Source organism: Bifidobacterium hapali, assembly GCF_002259755.1.
In the GTDB taxonomy this organism is placed as follows: domain Bacteria; phylum Actinomycetota; class Actinomycetes; order Actinomycetales; family Bifidobacteriaceae; genus Bifidobacterium; species Bifidobacterium hapali.
In genome coordinates this window covers 50,449-71,156 of sequence record NZ_MWWY01000005.1, presented here as the reverse complement: position 1 = coordinate 71,156, position 20,708 = coordinate 50,449, and the positions used below count along the sequence as shown (strand labels likewise).

The window sequence follows — 20,708 nt, the reverse complement described above, 5'->3', positions numbered from 1 at the left end:
TAATGGACAAGCTCCACGCTAGGAAACCCATATGAACCCAACACCCAACTCAAGCAAACAATACCCGTCGGCATGTTGAACACTCGGTAAATCCGCTATCGCGTGGTTGCACGAGCAACAACGTGCGAATGCGTGGTCAACAGTTCCGGCTGGAGAGATGTGTCATCGATACGCGCAAGAATACGTTCCGCAGCAGTAGAAGCATCAAATTTGATGATACTTCTCACATTCCCTGTAAAACTACCGTTTCACGATCTAATACAGCTACCATATACACCGGCAAATAATCAATGCGCTCCTGTACCTGCACATTTGTTTCAGCTAATACCACACCGCGCTCCATGCCATAGTTTGGTGTAGCCAGCGCACGATTTAACGCACTATGCCGATTATACGTTTTACCTGATTTCACTTCGATTGGAACGACCACGCCGCGAGAACTTTCCATCAGAAAATCAAGTTCACCAATCGCATTATTCTTGAAATAATAAGGAGTAACTCCGTGCGCAATGAGTTCTTGAGCTACAGCGTTCTCATACAATGCACCGTAATTCACATCTGTTCGGTCACGCAACATGTCACGCACTACATCCATGCCGCACATACATGTCAGCAATCCAACATCATTAGCGAACAGCTTAAACAAATTCGATTTCTGTGCCAGCATCAACGGATATCGCGGCTCATCCACGTTGTATACCGGCAATGCCACACCAGCATCAGTCAGCCAGAGGAATTCCTCCTGATAGCGCACATATCGAGCACCAGCTGTCACACTGGCAACTTTGAAGCGTTTATTCTGCTGATTAAGCTGCGCAGGAATAAGATCGTATATGCGTCGAATCGCACGTACACGTTCCACACCATCAGCATACTGTGCAATATCCTCGCGATATCGATCAATAATATTCTGCTGATACATTCGCAGTGACTGGATATTGTGCTCTTGCACAAAGTTTTCTACCGCCTGCGGCATGCCTCCCACAATCAAATACTCATGAAACAAACCAGCCAATCGTCGATGCACCGCATCATTAACCGGTCTGCGTTGAGCAAATGCGCTTCTCACTTCATCAAATACCGCAGGCTGAACTTTGTTCGCCCAACAATATTCTTCAAAATCAAGCGGGAACATGGTGATTGAATCCAGGTAACCAACCGGCACTGATCGCACGCTCTTGAGATCTACGCCTAATAATGATCCTGACAGGATGAAATCGTAGCCACTAAAACGATCAACTAAAAATTTAATCTTTGTGACAATATCACGGCACGCTTGTATCTCATCTAGGAAAATAAGCGTTTCTCCTGCAATAAGATCATCATTCGCATATGCCGAAATAGCGAAGAATACATCATTAGCATTATGAGCAGCGTCAATTGCGTCACGCGCATCTTCATTGTCAATAAAGTTGATTTCAATCGTATGGTTATAGTTCGCTTTACCAAAAGTGCGCACCAGATGCGTTTTACCGACTTGACGAGCACCGTCAACCAGCATAGCTTGCTTGGCTTTATGTGCCCTCCAGAATTCCAGCTGCTTCATGGCTTTACGTTGTAACATGCTCAGCACCTTGCAATATGTACATTATAGAGTAGTTTTATCTCTTATTCTTGTACATTATATAATAGATATACCTCTATTATCTGCACATAATCAAATTATCTCAGTACTGTGATCATCGCTTTCTGACACCTTACACAAGATAATGATGTCCTATCTATCGCCGCGTGGTCGCACGAGTAACAACGTGCGAATGCGTGGTCAACAGTTCCGGCTGGAGAGATGTGTCATCGATACGCGCAAGAATACGTTCCACAGCAGTAGGAGCAGTCCAATCAAGCCACTATTTTTCCAAGATTGGCGAACAAATCACCGGCTTACGCTATCAGGACGGCGGTCCGATCATTGCCTCACAGCTAGACAATGAATATATGCATTCCTCTGCACCGTGGGAAATGACAACTGGTGTATCAAACGAGTGGGTGTATTGCAGTCGAGAAGGCAATGCATATATGCATGCTCTCAAACGCATTGCTGAAGATACTGGTATCACCGTGCCGTTCTATACATGCACTGGCTGGGGTTGTGCACCTGTGCCAGATGGCGGCATCTCGAGGATGTCTAGCAACCGCTACCCTGCTGAGAGACGTCGCCGTGCCTCGTCGGGATCGACACCGGCCTTGAATGATGGCCATGTCATGTTCATGTTCTTCAGGCTTGTGCGTAGCAGTTCGGAAACCACCGCGCGCGAATACCAACGGTTGTCTGCGGGCACCAGATGCCACGGGGCAGCTAGCGTACTCGTGCGCTCGAATACCTCCTGCCACGCGGCCATATAATCATCCCAACGATCACGCGCGTCAAGATCAGACATGTCAAACTTCCAACGTTTCGTCGGATCGTCGAGGCGACCGAGAAAATGCCGTTTCTGTTCGTCGCGGCTGACAACGAGGAAGATTTTAATAATCGCGCAGCCGCTCGCAACGAGATCATGCTCGAAATCGTTGATTCGCGCGTACCGCGCTCGCCACGTCACTTCCGGCAACGTGCCATACACACGCGGCATCACAATATCCTCGTAATGCGACCGATCGAATACGGCGATCCAGCCAGAGTCAGGCAGTTCACATTCGATACGCCATAGAAAGTCGTGCGCCCGCTCCTCCTCACTGGGCGAACCGAACCCGTGATAGTGAATCCCCATCGGATTGCCTTGCCGGAACACATGTTTGACGATGCCGCCCTTGCCAGAGGCATCCATGCCCTGCAGCACGATAAGCAGCCGCCGATTGGAACCATGCACGCCGTTCGCGTATAGGAGGTTCTGGTACCGGGCGATCTCGGTGGCGCTCAACGCAATGAACCGTTCCGCGTCATCCTTGCCGCCATCGAAACCGGGCGTAGACGAGCCATCAATATCTGCGATTCGCGCACCCTGATGGAACATCAGTCGTTGCGCCGGCGGCAACGACCAGACAGCGCTCAGCAGCTCACTTGATTTCGCAGCACGGGCAAGCCTCGTCGCCACGTCATCGCTTGATTCAATCGATGCGATGCGATCTTGAGCACGTTTCAGCGTTTTCAAGATATATTTGCCGCCCGATTTGCCAGCGCCACCATCGAAACCGTCGCTGGTTCTTTTGTCATCTTTGCCCATGCGACGATTGTACGTCCGTGACGGCGTTGTGGGGTGGCGCGCCCATTCCATATGTGTCGCAAGAAGTCAATGTCACCATCAACCAGCCCCCCCCTAACACGGGGAACCAAGAACATCGTCAACGAACTTCTAACGCAGACCACTAATATCTCTCGCTTACACCGCGCAGGACGATGCTATATGACGCACCTGCTATCAGGCTCGTCATACAGCATCGCAGCGAAGCAAGCAAGATCGAGGGACCTCAAATCTTTGGCTTGCCTCCAAGATCGGTTCTTCCCTTGCCCACGTCGTTGCCGTGTTTGAACACGGGATTGTGTTCCGGCATGGCGTCGGTGTGATGTGCGGTCTTGTCTGCGTGACGATCGTCAGCATCGGCAGCAGCTTCCGCCTCGGTCTTACGCTTGGCGCGCGCGGCTTTCGCTTTCGCTGCCTTGTCATCCTCAGCAGCCTTGCGCGCAGCCGGGAATTCACCGGTCGCTGGGTCAACCTGCGATTCGGGATGCGTCTCGTCGTAACCTTGCTCGTAACGAGTGCGCCTCCAGTTGCGAATAGACGCGTTCGTACCACGATGATGCACGTGATACTTACGCGGCGTGCCGCCGAGCGGCAATTCCTTCACTTCCTTCGCCACCGCAATCTGGTTGACGTTCGACGGGTCCATGATGGCGATCGGTGCGACCGGCTCGGGTTCGGCCGGCGCTGCCGTACGCTGCTGCATACGCTCGGGTAGCCATTCAGCAAGACGAGACAGCAGCCAACAAGCAACGAAATAAATCACCGCAGCCATCACCAACGTTTGCAGAATATTAAAGTACATCGAACCAAGTCGACGTGACTCTTGCAGCAAATCGGTGTACATAATAATTGAACCGAGCGCAGTATCCTTCAGCACCACGACCAACTGCGTGACCGCAGCTGGCAGCATCGCGTAGACGGCCTGCGGCACTTCGACCTGCATCAGTGACTGAGTTTCAGTCAACCCCAGCGCAAGGGATGCTTCACGCTGTCCGTTCGGCAAGTTACCTACGCCAGAACGCACGAGCTCAGCAACCACTGAACCGTTATATAGTACGAGCGCGAGCACGACCGCCCAATACGACGGACTCGACAATCCAGCGAACGCAAACCAACGCCAGAAGAAAATCATGAGCAACAGCACTGGCACCGCGCGGCAAAACTCGACAATCACCGCAGAAATACCGCGAATTACCATGTTTGGCAAGAGTCGTCCTACGCCGAATACCAGACCAAACGCAACCGCGCCGATCACGGCAACAATCGTTGCACGAATCGTCGCCCACAATCCCGGCAAGTAAAAATCAGTCCACGCTTCACGCTCAAGCGCAGGCTTCCACAGCTCCCAACTGAGCTGGTTCTCTCCTTGCGGCGGATTATGCAAGCGTAATAACACTAATGCCAGCAACACTACGAATACGAATGCTGCAATCCAGTTAGCAATACGAATCGTGCGCCGACCGCGCGGACCAGGCTCGTCAAACAGTACAGAATTGGAAGTATCAGCCATCTTAGGTCACCTCCTGACGGCGAGCTTGTTGGACAGGTACGTGGTGAGCATGCCGATCGGAATGATCAAAATCACATAACCGAACGCAAAAATCAGGAAGATCTGAATAATCACGTCTGGGCGGAATTCGATCATCGAACTCATCAGCGATGACGTTTCCGTCGACACCGAAGCAGCCGCAGCGACCGTCGAATTCTTCAACAGTGCGATCAGCGTGTTGCCAAGCGGAGCGACTGAACCACGGAATGCTTGCGGCAGGATAATCTGCGTGGCCGACTGCATAAACCCAAGTCCCAGCGCACGCGCAGCCTCGGCCTGACCAATCGGAACCGTATTAATGCCAGAGCGCAGCGATTCGCACACGAACGCCGCTGTGTATAAGCTCAAGCCAGTCACAGCGAGCCAGAAAAAGTTCACTGCGAATGTATCGGAAAAACTGAGTTTTAACTGCGCATACGCACCGAGCACCATGAACACCATGATGATCGTCAGCGGCAGGTTCTTAAACAGTTCCACGTATGCGCCGGCTACGAGACGCAACGACGAGATCGGCGAGATACGCATCATGACAAGAATCACGCCAAGTATCGTGGAGAACAATGCGCTCCACAAGGTCAATTCAATGTTGACGAGGAACGCCCCTGGCACATCATATTGACTGAAAAGTTCCATAAAGCCGTTCATCACTCCTCCTCCCCTTCATTCGGCGTCGGCGGATTGTATCGCACATCCGGTGTGTAATCAGTGCCAGTAGTGTTATCGCTCACAGCACGTTGCCACGCTCCATCTTGAATCATCTGCGCAATCGCATTATTAATCTGCGTGGCGAGTTTCGTGTCACCTTTCTTGATGCCCACACCGTAGTATTCCTGCGTAAACGGCTTGCCAACAACCTTGAGTTTGCCACGCGAAGCCGAGGCGAGACCTGCGAGAATAATATCGTCAGTTGTTACTGCGTCAACGATGCCAGAGAACAGTGCGGTCGCGCATTCCGCATATCCAGGCTGTTCCATGAGCTGAACTTCAGACGCAAACTTCTTCTTCACAGTCGCCGCAGACGTTGAGCCGGTTACTGAACACAGTCGTTTACCGTTCAAATCTTCCGGACCTTTGATGGACTCGTCATCTTTGCGCACAAGCAAATCTTGCCCAGCAACAAAGTACGGACCCGCGAATGAGACCGCTTTCTTACGCTCGTCAGTAATCGAATAGGAAGCGAGAATCATATCAACGTCACCGTTTTGCAACATGGCTTCACGCTGCTTGGACGGTGCCTCTTTCCAGATAATCTCGTCTTCAGAATATCCAAGTTTTTTTGCAACATACTTGGCTACATCCACATCAAAACCGACATACGTGCCCGATTTCTTAAAGCCAAGACCGGGTTGATCGAATTTGATACCGATGCGAATTTTGCCAGTTTCATCCTCACCGCATGCAGCAAGCGATAAAGTACATGCGATCGCAGCCACAGCGGCGAGTACGCGCGTGGCAATGCGTTTCATAGTTTGGTTAAATATCATAGCTATACTCTCACCGCCTTGATTTCAGTGAGTGAGGATCTTCGAGAGGAAATCCTTGGCACGTTCAGTCTTAGGATGTTCAAAGAACTCATCAGGCGTATTTTGCTCAAGAATCTGACCATCTGCCATGAAGACAATACGGTCGGCGGCTTTACGCGCGAAGCCCATCTCGTGGGTCACGCAGATCATGGTCATGCCTTCATGAGCCAGTTCAACCATAACGTCGAGCACTTCGTTGACCATTTCCGGGTCGAGAGCGGATGTTGGCTCGTCGAAAAGCATGACTTTCGGCTTCATGGCGAGCGCGCGAGCAATAGCAACACGCTGCTGCTGGCCACCGGAAAGTTGCGACGGCATTTTATGAGCCTGAGAGTCAACGCCTACGCGGGCGAGCAAGTCCATTGCCAGATGCTCGGCTTCGGTTTTGTTCATGTGACGTACTTTGATCGGAGCGAGCGTCACGTTGTCGAGGATAGTTTTGTTAGCAAATAGGTTGAACGACTGGAATACCATGCCGACTTCGGCGCGCAGACTCGCCAATTCCTTGCCTTCTTGGGGCAGAGCTTTGCCGTCGATACGAATATCGCCCGAGTCGATAGTTTCGAGACGGTTGATAGTGCGACACATTGTCGATTTACCGGAGCCGGATGGTCCGACGACGACGAGTACTTCGCCTTTGTTGACGGCGAGATTGATGTCTTTGAGTACGTGAAGGTCGCCGAAATACTTTTCGACGTGGGTCAGCTCGACGAGCGGATGGTCAGGATATTCAACGCCGGGGATAAGCGGAGCTTCGGCGATTTTCTCTTCTTCTTGGATTTGCGACATGCGGGCAGTATATCGGCCGCATGTTACCAAATCAACACGGTTTGTTCATGTAATGAACTCGTGCTCGATTGTGAACGTTCACTTACGAGAAAATAGCCGGTTCGCACAAGATGTGTTGCCGCTGACTTGTCACTGGCTTGTTACTGGCTTGTCACAAACGCGGTTTTCCTAATCCAGCCACGAACGTTACACCGGGAAGATCAGCGAAAATCGCACCGTCAACCACAAGTTTGGACGGGCGAATACCTGAGCCAATATAGAGTTTCGGTACTGCGAGAATATGCTGGTCAACCAGTATCGGCCAGCCTTCCGGCAATCCGATTGGCGACATACCGCCTGATTCCATACCAGTTGCTTCAACGGCATCTGTAATCGGCGCAAAACTCACTTTTGAAACTTCCAACGTATGTTTAACCACACCGTTGAGATCTGCGCGCGTATCTGCCGTAACAAGCGCAGCAGCAAACTGCGGCGGCGCTTTACGGGTCTTATGCGTATGCACGACGACCACGTTACCGGTGTTCGCAAACGGCACGTCATATCGAGGACACCATATATCAGTATCCGATTCCTCATCCGTATTAATAGTGACACCAAGAATTAAGCGTTCCGGCACACCGGACGCGATTAACGCGTTCAATGCATTTAACACCGGCTTTGCCAGCAGATCCCCATCATGCCAGTCCAGTATTTCTAACGCCATAACCATTGCCTTCCCCGCAACTTGTTATCGGCTAATATACCGGCTGGTTACGGTGCGCAACGCCACGTACTTATAGACGTTCCTTATAACTTGTTGTGGGCATAGGCTGTTCATGAAATGGTCAAATATGAGGTTATTATGAACAGCCTATGCCCACACACAGTAGAGTCGACGTCACGAACGGGTACACAACGGTAATGCTGTAAATAATGGCAGGGAGCAAAACACAGGGATTGGATACCAGAACAGCGCTTCCGGCGAAGCGTACAATGACAACATCGTAAATACTAACAAGCTGAATGCTGCACATCGACCGGAAGGATACGCCGATACACCACTGGTATCTCGGTGTAGTCGTCGCCGTTCCATAATCGTTTGTATCAGCAATATCACGCCCGTCAATAACGGAATCCACGTCACGTATAAGGCCATTGCAGTGAGCGGATTATTATCGCGCACCCAATGTCGCACATGCTCCAACATGTCACGTTGCCATTGGGCTTTACGAGACGTGCCCATCAGTGGTGCAAGATCGTGAGTAATCTGCGTCACGCGTAATGCTGCACGCGTATCCGCATCAGCAATGTCATCAGCGTTGCGCGTTGCAATACCATCGTGTAATATCCCAGCATCTTCTGGCAGAAAAGTGGCCCATTGCCGCAAATATCCACCACGCAACAAATAATCCGAATCCGTTGGGTATGCAAAGTTCACATGCGGGTCCCACCATCCGCGAATCGGTCCAGACCAAGCCTTGAAATACTCCCCCGGATATGCGAGTCCGAGCTGAACCCACACGCGTAACGCTGCGAATCGTTCGCTCGCACTCGGTGACGGATCAGTACGTAACGTCTGGAACGTCTCATTGCTGCGATACGGCTTCATTTCGAGCGTGGCACGATCAAGATTCATAATGGCATCCAATGCAGCACGCTGATCTTGAGAGATAGCCGACGGATAATCTCGCGCAACCTGCGTAACCGACTGCGTTACAATCCCCCATATTTCACGCGACGGCGAATGATTGGCATGTGTTGCAGCCGCAGCGATCGGCGCGAATATCACTTGCGCAAATACGATTGCTAACACGAGGCAGCATGCCGCATGGCGACGGCGCCGTCCCCGATCGCACGCTATGAGCAGACACACGCCAGCACAGATTACAATCACCAATGCCGTGCGTTTCGAGGCAATCGTTGCAAAGAGAACGACTACGAACGCAACCGCAACCGGCTGACGAGCGAGCACACGGCCTCGCGTCAAACAGGTTTCTACAAACAGCACTGCCGCCGGTAAGAAAAATACGGTATGCAGCGAGTCTTTGCCCATCGTGCCCACTGCACCGACCACAACGTAACTCGTAGCGAGATATATCAGCCCGATCACACGCAACCAGCGCGGGACGCCGAGTTTTCGAATATAACACAAGATCAGCGAGCAACCAGCGGCAAGTAGCATGACTTGTACCGTCGTGTATATTGCTTCACCAATCAGAGGAGAGCCAGCCGCGTCGCCCAGTTTCCAGAACAGGCCAAAAATCAGCGTGTCAAATAACGGATGCTGCGTGTAATAACGGTGTAATCCAGCAGTTTGTAAGTATTGTGCGAGCGTATCGTCACGCAATGCTCCGGGCCAGATAAGCGTCAGATACGGGGCCCATGCAACCAACAGCATGAGGGTATATGGCACAAACCTCGCTTGCAGCGCTTGACGTAACGTAGATGGAGTGCGCGAAGACAACCAACACAACCAATTTCTCTGTATAAGCAACGTGGCTAGGCTGCGCAACCGATGCAATGGCATCTGCGTGCGAACGCTCACTGCGTCATATTTCCCCTCAAGCACAAGATCAAGTCTATCCGCGCTGGTTAGACGAGCACTCACGAAACACTGACGTCGACAGTTCTATTTGCCGCATTATAACTAGTTATAAGCAACAGCTATAACTAATATTCCTGTGAAACTTGTGTCGCGCAACGATTCATGATTACATGGTCGTTCAACGGTACGGGGGTGCCGTTCATCGCATCAAAATAACGGAAGGGGGTATGCGATGGTAACGACAACATTGGATTTCGCGGAACAGTATCTGTTGAAGACTGAAATCAGAACGGTACGTGACAGCATGCCCGACGGCTCCGGACTTGCACACCGCGGTACCGACGGTTCCATCGCCGACGGCGTGATCGCGCGCAACACCACCGCGTCACCGTCCGACGACCGCTGGTAACCCAACGAGCCACCCACCCATGATGTGGTAAACCTCTCATGATGCGGTAAATTCCCCATGATGCGGTAATCCTGAAATAGGCTATCATCCCAAAACCTTGAGAATAAGCCATTTTCGTTTACCGCACCATGTGAGTTTTACCGCATCATGGGGAAACCTGCGCGCAGATTATTACTCTTCAGCGTCCGGATCGTAATCGACACCGGTTTCGGCGCGCTGTGCGTCGGTGATCGGAGCCGGAGCGCCGGTCAGCGGGTCACGACCGCCGCCAGCCTTCGGGAATGCGATGACGTCGCGGATGGTGTCGGTACCGGCGAGAATCGACACGGTACGATCCCAGCCGAGCGCGATACCCGCGTGAGGCGGTGCACCATACTTGAACGCTTCAAGCAGGAAGCCGAACTTCTCTTCAGCCTCTTCCTTGCCAATGCCAAGCACGTTGAGCACGCGATCCTGAATATCGTCACGATGGATACGCACGGAACCGCCGCCCATCTCCTCACCGTTGCAAACAATGTCGTAGGAGTCAGACATAGCGTGCTCAGGGTCTTTATCGAACTTGTCGATCCAATCCTTGGACGGCATGGTGAACGGGTGATGCATGGAAGTCCACTTGGAGTGGCCGACTGCCACGTCGTCATCATCCGGGTCGTCAGTACGCTTGAACAGCGGGAAGTCCACAACCCACGTGAAAGCAAACTTCTTCGGATCAAGCAGTCCTTCGCGGCGAGCCAACTCGACACGTACTGCACCGAGCAGCAGCTGCGAGGATTCACGAGAACCAGCCGCGAAGAACACTGCATCGCCCGGTTCAGCACCCACAGCTTCACGCAAACCAGCGCGTTCTTCTTCCGACAGATTCTTAGCAACCGGTCCCTTGAGCTCGCCGTCTTCAGCGAAGACCACATACGCGAGACCCTTAGCACCGCGCTGCTTCGCCCACTCCTGCCATGCGTCAAACTGACGACGAGGAGTTGCAGCACCGCCCTTGAACACGACCGCACCAACGTACGATGCTTGGAACACGCGGAATGGCGTGTTCTTGAAGTAATCAGTCAGCTCGACGAGCGGGTTACCGAAACGCAAGTCCGGCTTATCGGAGCCATACTTGTCCATCGCTTCCTGCCACGAAATACGCGGCAACGGCAGCTGCACCTCATAGCCAGCGCTCTTCCAGATCGCAGCGATGACCTTTTCAGCCATAGCCATAACGTCTTCCTGATCGACGTAGCTCATCTCCATATCGAGCTGCGTGAACTCAGGCTGACGGTCAGCACGGAAATCCTCATCACGGTAGCAACGAGCAAGCTGATAGTAACGCTCAACACCGGAGACCATGAGCAGCTGCTTCAACAGCTGCGGAGACTGCGGCAGTGCGTACCACGAGCCGGGCACCAGACGGGCCGGCACGAGGAAGTCGCGCGCACCTTCCGGTGTGGACTTGATGAACGTCGGGGTTTCTACCTCGGTAAAGTCCATGTCTTCCAACGCGTGGCGAGCAGCCTTAGTCATTTCGGAGCGCAACTTGAGATTGTGCTGCATGGACGGACGACGAAGGTCAAGATAGCGGTACTTGAGACGCACATCTTCGCCCGGCAGCTTGTTCTCAGACTCGTTTTCAAGCGCCGTGGAAACTTGGAACGGCAGTGCGTCAGCCTTGGCAAGAATCTCAATGGAATCGGCGACGACTTCGATCTTACCGGTAACCAGATGCGTGTTTTCGTTACCATCCGGACGCAGACGAACCTCGCCAACGACCTGAATAACGAACTCGGAGCGCAACGGACGAGCCATTTCCTCGTCATAAATCACGACCTGCACAAGGCCGGTCGAATCGCGAAGATCAATAAAGGCCACGCCACCGTGGTCACGGCGACGGTCGACCCAACCCGCGAGCGTCACCTTCTGGCCGACGAGCGCTTCGGTCACGTCGGTCGCATGATGTGTTCTGTAAGCCGTCTGGCTCATGCTTCCTCTATTCATTGTCGCAGGTCCCTGCGGTGGAACACAGGGACCGTTATACGGACTTATACGGACTCAGCGATCCGCTACTTCCACGGTTTGCCGGGCAACTACACTATCCGGCTCCCACGACCGGGAATCAGCTTCGCACTGCTCGCCGGTAACGATATTCTTAACTTCGTCGTGAGCACTCTCATCGGCACCGCTCTCATCGGATATACCAGCGGCACCGGCCGGGAACCACACGTATGGAATACCGAGCTTATCAGCGTACTTGATTTGCTTGCCGAGCTTAGCAGCACTCGGAGCAACATCGGCCGCAATACCACGCGCACGCAGATCGTTCGCAATACGGTTGGACTGACCGCGATCTTCCTCGTTCCACACGGCTACAAGCACCGCAGCCGGCGAGACACGGCTCGCATGCGCACCAGCCGTGTGCAACATGTACGACACGAGACGAGACAAGCCGATCGACAGACCGACGCCCGGATACTTTCGGCTACCTTGCGAGGCGAGATTATCGTACCGACCGCCCGAGCAAATTGAGCCGAGCGATGACGCTCCTTCGAGGAACGTCTCATATACTGAACCAGTGTAGTAATCAAGTCCACGCGCAATTTTGAGATCAGCGATCACAGAACCAGGACGAATACGAGCAGCCTCGTCGACGATCATCGCAAGTGTGTCGAGTCCCTGACGCGCAAGAACGTAGGCGTCGCTATCAGCTGCGATATTGTGCTTAGCGCACAACGCGTCAAACTTCACTGCCAGTTCGTCACCGTTTGCCGCAGTTAAATCAGCAAGCTCAAGGCAAGCACGTGCCTGTGCCTCAGACGCACCGCAACCTTCAACCAAAAGTTTGGCAACCTCGTCAGCACCGATTTTGTCGAGCTTGTCAATCTCACGCAACACGCCCTCAATATCAGTCAGTCCAAGACCACGGTAGAACCCCTCGGACAGCTTGCGGTTATTGGCATGCACAGTCGCTTTTGGCAAGCCGAATGCGCGCAGCTGCTCGAGTGCCGACACCATCACCAACGGCAGCTCAACCTCATAGTGATCAGGCAAATCACCCTGACCGATCACATCAATATCAGCCTGAACAAACTCGCGGAAACGACCCTCTTGCGGACGTTCGCCACGCCACACTTTCTGAATCTGCCAGCGCTTAAACGGGAATGCCAGATCGCCAGAATGTTCAACTACGTACCGGCTCAGCGGCACAGTGAGATCGAAGTGTAGTCCAAGTCGATCTTCAACCGGAGTGTCGTTATCTTGACCAACCTCTTGAAGACGGCTCAACAAGTAAATTTCCTTGCTTGTTTCGCCTTTTTTGAGCAGACTTGAACCTTGTTCGACGGCACGCGTTTCAATACCGATGAAACCATTGAGTTCAAACACCCTACGGAGCGTGTCAATAACACGCTGCTCCACGACACGTTCAGAGGGGAGCCACTCTGGAAATCCTGAAATAGATGCGCCTTTAGCCACGGTTCCCTATAATAAGGGAGGTTGCGGAAAACACCGTAGAATTTTTGTACCAACTACGGGTAATTCTGCTTCCCCTCTACCACCTTGTAGCTTAAGGAGCTGGCCATGGCCGACGAGAACGTCACCGAATCCGAGAACACAACTGAAACCACTGAGCAGGCAGCAGCGCCCGCTTCCCAGGAGCAGGCCAGCGCCGCCGCAACACCGTCACCCGCCGCCGTCAAACCTGCAGCACCGTCACCGGCAGCTATGCCGAAGCCGCACGCACCGTCCCCGGCAGCGTTTGCAAAGAAGCCGCAGCATACTGCCGCTCCTGCCCCGGCTGCTACTGGCTATGCCGAAGATCAGGTTAAGGCCGCTGAAGCGTTCGGTCGCGTCGACGATAACGGCACTGTTTATGTCAAGGACGGCGAGTCTGAGCGCGAGGTCGGTCAGTTCCCGGATGTTTCTAAGGAAGAAGCGCTGGCACTGTATGCCCGTCGCTTCCTTGATTTGAAGGGTAAGCTGAACCTGTTCGCAGGTCGTCTCAAGTCCAACAATATTAAGACGCATGAGATTGATGAGACGATCAAGACGCTGGCTGAAGAAACCGCACAGCCGGATGTTGTCGGCGATCTTGCTGCACTGAAGGCTCAGTTCGAGACGCTGAAGGCTGAGGGCGAAGCGCGTAAAGCGAAGATCGCTGAAACTCGCAAGGCTGCGATTGCCAAGGCTGTCGAAGAACGCACTGCGATCGTGGTGAAGGCTGAGGAATTGGCTTCGTCGCTCGGTGACAACACCAACTGGCGCTCCACTGCAGACAAGTTCCGTTCGCTCTTCGATCAGTGGCAAGAGCACCAGCGCACTACAGTTCGCATTGATAAGGCTGATGCGGATGCCCTGTGGAAGCGTTTCTCTTCGGCACGCACCACATTCAATCAGGCTCGTCGTAAGTGGGCTCAGGCTCGTGACACTGAGCGCAACACTGCGAAGGAAGCTAAGGAAGCGATTATTGCCGAAGCAAACGCACTCAAGGATTCGACTGCTTGGGGTGAAACTTCACACAAGTTCAACGAGCTGATGGATCGCTGGAAGCAGGCTGGACGCGCTGGCCGCAACGAGGATGATGCGCTGTGGGCACAGTTCCGCGCTGCTGCTGACACGTTCTTCAATGCTCGTCAGGCTGATCGCGATCAGATTTCTTCCTCTGAGAAGGAGAACCTTGCTAAGAAAGAAGAGCTGCTGACTAAAGCTGAGGCTCTGGTCCCGGTTGCTGACGAGGCTGCTGCGAAGAAGGCTCGTCAGGCACTGGCTGCGATTCAGGAAGAGTGGGATCAGATCGGCTATGTGCCGCGTGACGATATGCGTCGTATTGAAGGCCGTCTTGACGCAGTTGACAAGCAGATCAAGGCTGTTGAGGATGCTGCATGGAAGAAGTCTGATCCAGAAGCTGACGCTCGTAAGTCCAGCTTCGAGCAGCAGATCAATGCTCAGCTTGAAGAGCTGAGCGCGAAGATCGCTGCCGAGTCTGACCCGAAGAAGAAGGCTCAACTCGAAGCAGAGAAGGCAACCAAGGAGCAGTGGCTCAACGCCATTAAGTAATGTGTCATTGATTCGTCAATGATGTTTGTGGCTCCCCTGACAAGGGGAGCCACACTGCTGTTTGCTTTACGGTGCTGTCCTGAGCCATGAACATCGTTATCGAATGCAACGGTGCTGGATACTAGAGGCAATCCGCCTTGCTATGACACCACTTGATCTGAGTCGATGTTATCGTCCGCTAAACTCCTCGGCACATACGCGTGCAATCTCATTGACACACGCATCTGCGATGAGCTGTCCGCGTTCGGCACTAGAGCCAGCCGGATTCGCAAGTCCGCCGTGTGCCGGCACATCGCCTTGCCGCACAGGGTATCGCACATACGATTTTGCTGAAGCACCCGCCTCCTCTACCGCACGGTCCATGTGCACGAGTTCAGGCGCATAATGCAACATCAACGAGGTTTCCGTAACTGCCGCATGTTCGAGCGCCCAGCCGGGAAATACCAGCCCATCGAAGACTTCGTCTACCACAGATTGCGGCAGCGGGTCCCACCAGTTCGTTTCAACGATGGTAGCCACTCCCCCGGTTTCACGAGTCACCAGATCAATCGCTTCGACGATGAACGCCTCGTTCTCGAAATGCGCATTGAGTACGACAATCCTGGTGCATCCGTCGTCAATAAGTTCACGCAACACGTCATGCATCTGATTGATCACGGTCACGCCGTTCATATCAATCGTGCCCGGGAACAGTGGACCGCCGCCAGACAATGGCTTGGACTTATACCCGTAACTGAGCGTAGGCAGTACAGTACCGTCGATACGATCAGCTAAGTCTTCGCTAATACGAGTCGCGAGCACTGCATCCGTACCGATGGGCAAATGCTGTCCATGCTGTTCAGTCGAGCCAATAGGCACGATGACGGGACGTTCACACGCCTCCTTGAATTCCGGCCAAGTCATGTGATCCATGCGACGGTTGATACCCATGTGTGTACTCCTTGATATGGGCGAATGATTATGGGTGAATGAAATTCTTGAGATGATTAATTACGCTCTATATGTTGCTGATTGATGAATCTGGCATTACTTACGATGTTGCGATGACTTCCAGCTAGGGAAATCATCGCAACATTCACCAGCGACTACGTGATCACTAGCACATCAGACTAGATATTGCTCAGATCCTTGTCCGTGTTCTCGTGGGAGAGGATCATCGCAACCAGCGCGATCGCAGCCACAGCCACCATGTACCAAGCCGGCGCGATAGACGAGCCAGTCAGCGCGATCAAACCAGTAGCGATGAACGAAGCAGTTCCGCCGAAGATCGCATTGGCGAGGTTGAAGCTGAACGCAAATCCAGTGAAACGCACGGATGTGGGGAACGTTTCCGTCAGGTAGCTCGATAGTGTGCCGTCGTTTGCGGTCAGCGTAGCGCACATAGCGAGTTCAACGATCAGCACCGGCCAGAACTGCGAGGTGTTGAGAATGAGAAACGCGGGCACCGTGAGCACGATAAACGCAACGCATGCGCCGATCAGTACCTTCTTGCGGCCGAAGGTGTCGGAAATATGACCCATGCCAAACACCATAAACACGTAGGCGACCAAGCAAATCGTGGTGATCGTGCTGGACTGGGTCGCATCCATACCAACCGTGTCGGACAGGTAGGTAGGCAGGTAGGTGAGCACCGTGTAGAAGCCGACCGCGTTGAGCACGCAAGCACCGAAGCTGATCATAAGCGCCTTGAAATGATTGCGGAACAGTTCCTTGAGTGGCGCGAACATACCGTCCTCGGCAACGGTTGCATCTTCAGCGCGACGATCAGTTTTCTCTTCAAGTGCCTTATTCATGGACTCGTACACCGGCGAGTCAGCGAGCTTGGTACGAATATAGAGCACGATAAGGCCAAGCGGACCTGCGAGCAGGAACGGCACACGCCATCCCCAACCGACCATATCGGCTTGGCTGACGTGCACGGTCATGATCGTGGCCAGTGTGGAGCCGGCGAGCAGGCCGATCGCAGTCGACGCTGGAATCAGCGAACAGTAGATACCGCGACGGCTGGTCGGAGCGTATTCGCCGAGGAATGTGGCAGCACCAGCATACTCACCAGATGCGGAGAAACCTTGCACCATGCGCAGCAGTAGGAGTAGGATCGGCGCGCCCACACCAATAACTGAGTAAGACGGCAAGCATCCGATGAGGAAACTCGCTCCGGACATGAACAGGATGGAGTGTGCGAGCGCTGCTTTGCGGCCACGCTTGTCGCCGTAGCTGCCCCAGAACAGTGCGCCAATCGGTCGTAGAATGAAAGACAGTGCGAAGATGCCGAAGGTCTGGAGCATGGCAACAGTGTGGTTGCCGGTTGGGAAGAAGACGAGAGCAATGGTGGTTGCGAAGTAAGAGTAGGAGGCGTAGTCGAACCATTCGATGAAATTACCGAGGAAGGAGGATACTGCGACCTTCTTGACCATTGTCTGCTCTTCAGATTGTGGTGTGACGCTGAGTTGCGTGGTACTGATCGTTGCCGAGCTCATGATGTCGCCGCCTTTCGTATGGATGGGATATGCGGTTTGTATGGACCGTGCCGCGGTGACTTGATCATGCCTCGCGTGATTTGCCGTGTGGTGAACCTCGCATTACGTAGTTGCCGGTACGATGAGACAATTTGTCAGGTGGCACGCATGATGTTATGAGATGTGCTGATCGAGGCGAGATTTGGCGAGTTTGGCGGCCAATAGTAGCGCGGTCCAGCCACTGCAGTCGGTATGATCAATACCGATCATTTGAGTCACTTTGTCTAATCGGTTGTACAGTGTTTGCCGTCCGATGCCAAGTTGTTCGCAAGCGCCAGTCTTGTTATCCATATGATCGAAACAAGCGCACAATGTGTCGAGCAGTACTGGTGACGCAGCTATATCAGAGCCGATAGTCTGCGCGATCAGTGCACGAACAGCGCGGTTCATGTCATCGTTTGCAGCAAACCGATCGATAGCACTGTCCATCACATCAATCATCTGTCCATATTGTGGATCGCTATTACAGACGTCACGCAACGCAGCGAATCCGTCAAGTAGTGAGACCGTATCCGTCGCTACCTTGCCGTGTACCACGCACACATTGTCGTTGTCGTCCAACAGTGTGCCAAGCGCGTGCACACACTGCACGCTAAATGCTGGAACGTCTGCCGCAGCATCTTCTGCAGCCATCCAACCAATCAACGTTGCACCGTCAAGTATGCACGCGATATCACGGCCAGTCTGGGCACAATATTGTTCGATCATGGCAGATACATCGTCCATCGACGCAGTCAACGAGCGCAGTCGCAATGCGAACGGAAGATAAATACAGGAACCAGCAAATCCTAACGCTTCCAGCATGGCGTGTGTGTCTGCTGCTTCAGCGTTAGTCGCGTGAATACCGTCAGACGGACCGGCGACAATGTGTCGAATCATACCGATACGTGCACCACCGTCGATGCTCAGCGAGGCTACGGGATCAACGATACTCGCAATAATCTTGCGTTTGTCTTCGTCCAATATGGTTGCGCGTTGCGAGATCTCCAAAGCACCTGTCGGACGCGACTGTCCAGACAATCCGATGACTACTGTCGGCTCGTCATCACGGAATACTCCCCCAGCTTGTGCGGCAAGTAGTCCATCTGCATCAAATATGGCTACACTTTCGCCAAATAAGTCCGCAATAGCTTGCGCTACGGCATCAATATTGTCCGCGTGTGATAGACGTTCACGCAGCGAACTGGACATAGTGTCCACCTCAAGACTGAGACGCATCTGTTCACGTACGATCGCCGTATTAATCCGCTGGCACAAATCTACGAACGGTACGCGAGAGCCAAGGCCAATAAGCGTTAATCCTCGGACGCACGCAGTATTCGTGAGCGTAGCCGGCATTGTTTGTATGTCTTCGACGAGTTCAACAACAAGTGCAGCAACCCTCGCATCAGCTAAACTCCGTACATATGCAGCCATCGCATCCGCACTCATACCAGATAGTGCACTGCCGTCAACAATGAGCATCTCACCGCCAGACAGGAAGTTTGCTACATCTTCGCGCTCGTTAGTAAACACCCATCTAATTGGCCGATCAAGCCCTTTGCCTTCGACTGTAACCGTCGGTTGTGCTGCCCGAAACCGTTCATCAGCCAACGCATCACGAATCGTCACAACCATACAATCTGTCCATTCTCCGGTAATACACCGGTTGCATCGGGTACATCTCGCTGCAAAGCGTGGTGCCGACAATAGCCGCAGTTGGTTACGCGGCCACGCACCGCTTGTAACCGATCGGCAACACAGCAACACAGCGCACGTCAACGGATAACCATCAACGTCTCGAACGTTCGCCGAGTAAAGGAGTCACGATGACCACGACACTGTTCACGAACGCACATATTGCCACCGGTCAACCGGGCAGCACCGCCGCTGATACTGCGCCATTGCAAGATCTGCTGGTAGAAGACGGTGTGTTTAGAGCGATCGGACCTGATTTGGCGGCTCAGCTGGGCGCGCAAGGCAAGGATTTGAGCACTGCTGAAACTGTGGATTTAGGTGGTAAACTCGTGTGTCCGCCGTTCTGTGACACACATTTACATCTCGACTATGTGTTCACTGCACGTAAGCCCGGCGCAGTGAACGAGTCCGGCACACTGTTCGAAGGTATTCAGCGGTGGAGTGAAACGAAATCTGATTTGACTGTTGACGAGGTAAAGCGTCGCGCTCGCATTGGCATACGTAAAGAAATGCTGCACGGTGTGCAGTTTATCCGCTCGCATGCTGACGTGACTGACCCGAATCTCACTTCACTCAAGGCGCTGCTTGAACTCAAGGAAGAGCTTAAAGACACTGTTACTATCCAAATTGTGAGCTTCCCACAGGAGGGCATGTACTCATACGAAGGCCCACACGGTGAGTCTGGTGCCGACTTGGTCGAAGAAGGCTTGAAAATGGGCGCGGATTGCGTCGGTGGTATTCCACATTTTGAGCAGTGTCGTGAGTTTGGGGAACGTTCGATGCATACGGTGGTTGAACTTGCGTCGCGGTATGACAAGCTGATCGATGTGCACTGCGATGAGACTGACGATCCGAACTCGCGGTACGTTGAGTTGCTGGCAGCACTGGCTTACCGCGCAGGTATTGGCGAGCGGACTACGGCAAGCCACACCTGTTCGCTCGGTTCGGCGGATAATGCGTATTTCTTCCACTTGACCAAGCTGCTGAAGATGGCGCATCTTAATTTTGCGTGCGCACCTACCGAAAACCTATATTTGCAGGGCCGCCAAGACACATTCCCCAAGCGACGTGGGATTACACGAGTCAAGGAGCTTACCGAGGCTGGTATAAATGTGTCGCTCGGTCAAGATTCGATGCAAGACCCGTGGTACCCGGTCGGTAACGGCAATATGATGTTAATTCTCGATTATGTGCTGCATCTGGCGCAGATGATGAGCTTTGAGGAGATTGACGACGCGCTGAAATTCTTGACGACTGATGGCGCTGTCACATTAGGATTGCGCGATCAGTATGGTCTTGAGCTAGGCAAGCCTGCGAACTTTATTGTGCTCGATGCAGCAAGCGTATTTGACGCGGTGTATGAGCGTTGTGACGTGCTGCGCTCGGTGCGTGCTGGACGCACGTTGTTTACGCGACATAAGCGGATTGACACTGATCTCGATTTGTTACGCGCATAACCTTACGTACGCAACACGCAGCCTATATAGCTATATATGAATGTG

Annotated in this window: 15 protein-coding genes and 2 pseudogenes; 3 read left to right on the top strand and 14 right to left on the bottom strand. The window is 53.1% G+C overall.

Annotation, left to right across the window (positions count from 1 at the left end):
• Positions 1-223: 223 nt before the first annotated feature.
• The 9 genes and pseudogenes from BHAP_RS00925 to BHAP_RS00890 form a co-directional block, all read right to left on the bottom strand.
• Complete coding sequence (locus BHAP_RS00925) at positions 224-1,564, bottom strand: ATP-binding protein (protein ID WP_094728732.1); 1,341 nt, start codon at positions 1,562-1,564, stop codon at positions 224-226.
• A 157-nt stretch (positions 1,565-1,721) separates the two neighbouring features.
• A pseudogene (locus tag BHAP_RS11810) lies at positions 1,722-1,844 on the bottom strand (LacI family DNA-binding transcriptional regulator); the annotation flags it as partial.
• A 291-nt stretch (positions 1,845-2,135) separates the two neighbouring features.
• Complete coding sequence (locus BHAP_RS00920; RefSeq protein ID WP_094728997.1) at positions 2,136-3,161, bottom strand: PPK2 family polyphosphate kinase; 1,026 nt, start codon at positions 3,159-3,161, stop codon at positions 2,136-2,138.
• 430 nt (positions 3,162-3,591) lie between these two features.
• A pseudogene (locus BHAP_RS00915) lies at positions 3,592-4,689 on the bottom strand (amino acid ABC transporter permease); the annotation flags it as partial.
• A gap of 6 nt (positions 4,690-4,695) precedes the next feature.
• A complete protein-coding gene (locus BHAP_RS00910; protein ID WP_094728730.1) occupies positions 4,696-5,373 on the bottom strand; it encodes an amino acid ABC transporter permease in 678 nt (225 codons plus the stop codon).
• Positions 5,373-6,212 carry a glutamate ABC transporter substrate-binding protein gene (locus tag BHAP_RS00905; RefSeq protein WP_094728728.1) on the bottom strand — a complete coding sequence of 280 codons (840 nt, stop codon included), beginning with the start codon at positions 6,210-6,212 and terminating at the stop codon, positions 5,373-5,375. Before BHAP_RS00905 ends, BHAP_RS00910 begins: the two co-directional genes overlap by 1 nt.
• Positions 6,213-6,236: 24 nt before the next feature.
• A complete protein-coding gene (locus BHAP_RS00900) occupies positions 6,237-7,040 on the bottom strand; it encodes an amino acid ABC transporter ATP-binding protein (RefSeq protein WP_094728726.1) in 804 nt (267 codons plus the stop codon).
• A 151-nt stretch (positions 7,041-7,191) separates the two neighbouring features.
• Entirely contained in the window at positions 7,192-7,743 is a 552-nt protein-coding gene (locus BHAP_RS00895; RefSeq protein ID WP_169713134.1) for a YbaK/EbsC family protein, read from the bottom strand.
• Positions 7,744-7,917: 174 nt separating this feature from the next.
• Positions 7,918-9,417 (bottom strand): DUF6020 family protein, encoded by a 1,500-nt coding sequence (locus BHAP_RS00890; RefSeq protein ID WP_094728724.1) that lies wholly within the window; start codon positions 9,415-9,417, stop codon positions 7,918-7,920.
• Between the two features lie 379 nt (positions 9,418-9,796).
• Here BHAP_RS00890 and BHAP_RS11805 point away from each other — a divergent pair, with 379 nt between their 5' ends.
• On the top strand, positions 9,797-9,973 hold the full coding sequence (locus tag BHAP_RS11805; RefSeq protein WP_244569197.1) for a hypothetical protein: 177 nt from the start codon (positions 9,797-9,799) through the stop codon (positions 9,971-9,973).
• Between the two features lie 171 nt (positions 9,974-10,144).
• Here the strand turns inward: BHAP_RS11805 and aspS are convergent, their stop codons facing one another.
• Positions 10,145-11,941: an aspartate--tRNA ligase gene (aspS, locus tag BHAP_RS00880; protein ID WP_094728722.1), complete on the bottom strand. Its 1,797-nt coding sequence runs from the start codon at positions 11,939-11,941 to the stop codon at positions 10,145-10,147.
• Between the two features lie 69 nt (positions 11,942-12,010).
• Positions 12,011-13,429 carry a histidine--tRNA ligase gene (gene hisS / locus BHAP_RS00875; protein WP_094728720.1) on the bottom strand — a complete coding sequence of 473 codons (1,419 nt, stop codon included), beginning with the start codon at positions 13,427-13,429 and terminating at the stop codon, positions 12,011-12,013.
• Between the two features lie 105 nt (positions 13,430-13,534).
• On the opposite strand from hisS, the gene BHAP_RS00870 reads away from it, so the two are divergent.
• Positions 13,535-15,010 carry a DUF349 domain-containing protein gene (locus BHAP_RS00870; protein ID WP_094728718.1) on the top strand — a complete coding sequence of 492 codons (1,476 nt, stop codon included), beginning with the start codon at positions 13,535-13,537 and terminating at the stop codon, positions 15,008-15,010.
• A gap of 168 nt (positions 15,011-15,178) precedes the next feature.
• Here the strand turns inward: BHAP_RS00870 and BHAP_RS00865 are convergent, their stop codons facing one another.
• The 3 genes from BHAP_RS00865 to BHAP_RS00855 all read right to left on the bottom strand — a co-directional run bounded on the left by BHAP_RS00865 (position 15,179) and on the right by BHAP_RS00855 (position 19,146).
• Positions 15,179-15,940, bottom strand: coding sequence for a creatininase (locus tag BHAP_RS00865; RefSeq protein WP_094728716.1), 762 nt, complete (start codon positions 15,938-15,940; stop codon positions 15,179-15,181).
• Between the two features lie 179 nt (positions 15,941-16,119).
• Positions 16,120-17,490 (bottom strand): MFS transporter, encoded by a 1,371-nt coding sequence (locus tag BHAP_RS00860; protein WP_094728714.1) that lies wholly within the window; start codon positions 17,488-17,490, stop codon positions 16,120-16,122.
• A 153-nt stretch (positions 17,491-17,643) separates the two neighbouring features.
• Positions 17,644-19,146: a PucR family transcriptional regulator gene (locus BHAP_RS00855; RefSeq protein ID WP_094728712.1), complete on the bottom strand. Its 1,503-nt coding sequence runs from the start codon at positions 19,144-19,146 to the stop codon at positions 17,644-17,646.
• Positions 19,147-19,337: 191 nt separating this feature from the next.
• On the opposite strand from BHAP_RS00855, the gene BHAP_RS00850 reads away from it, so the two are divergent.
• Complete coding sequence (locus BHAP_RS00850) at positions 19,338-20,663, top strand: amidohydrolase family protein (RefSeq protein ID WP_094728710.1); 1,326 nt, start codon at positions 19,338-19,340, stop codon at positions 20,661-20,663.
• The last annotated feature ends 45 nt before the right edge of the window (positions 20,664-20,708 follow it).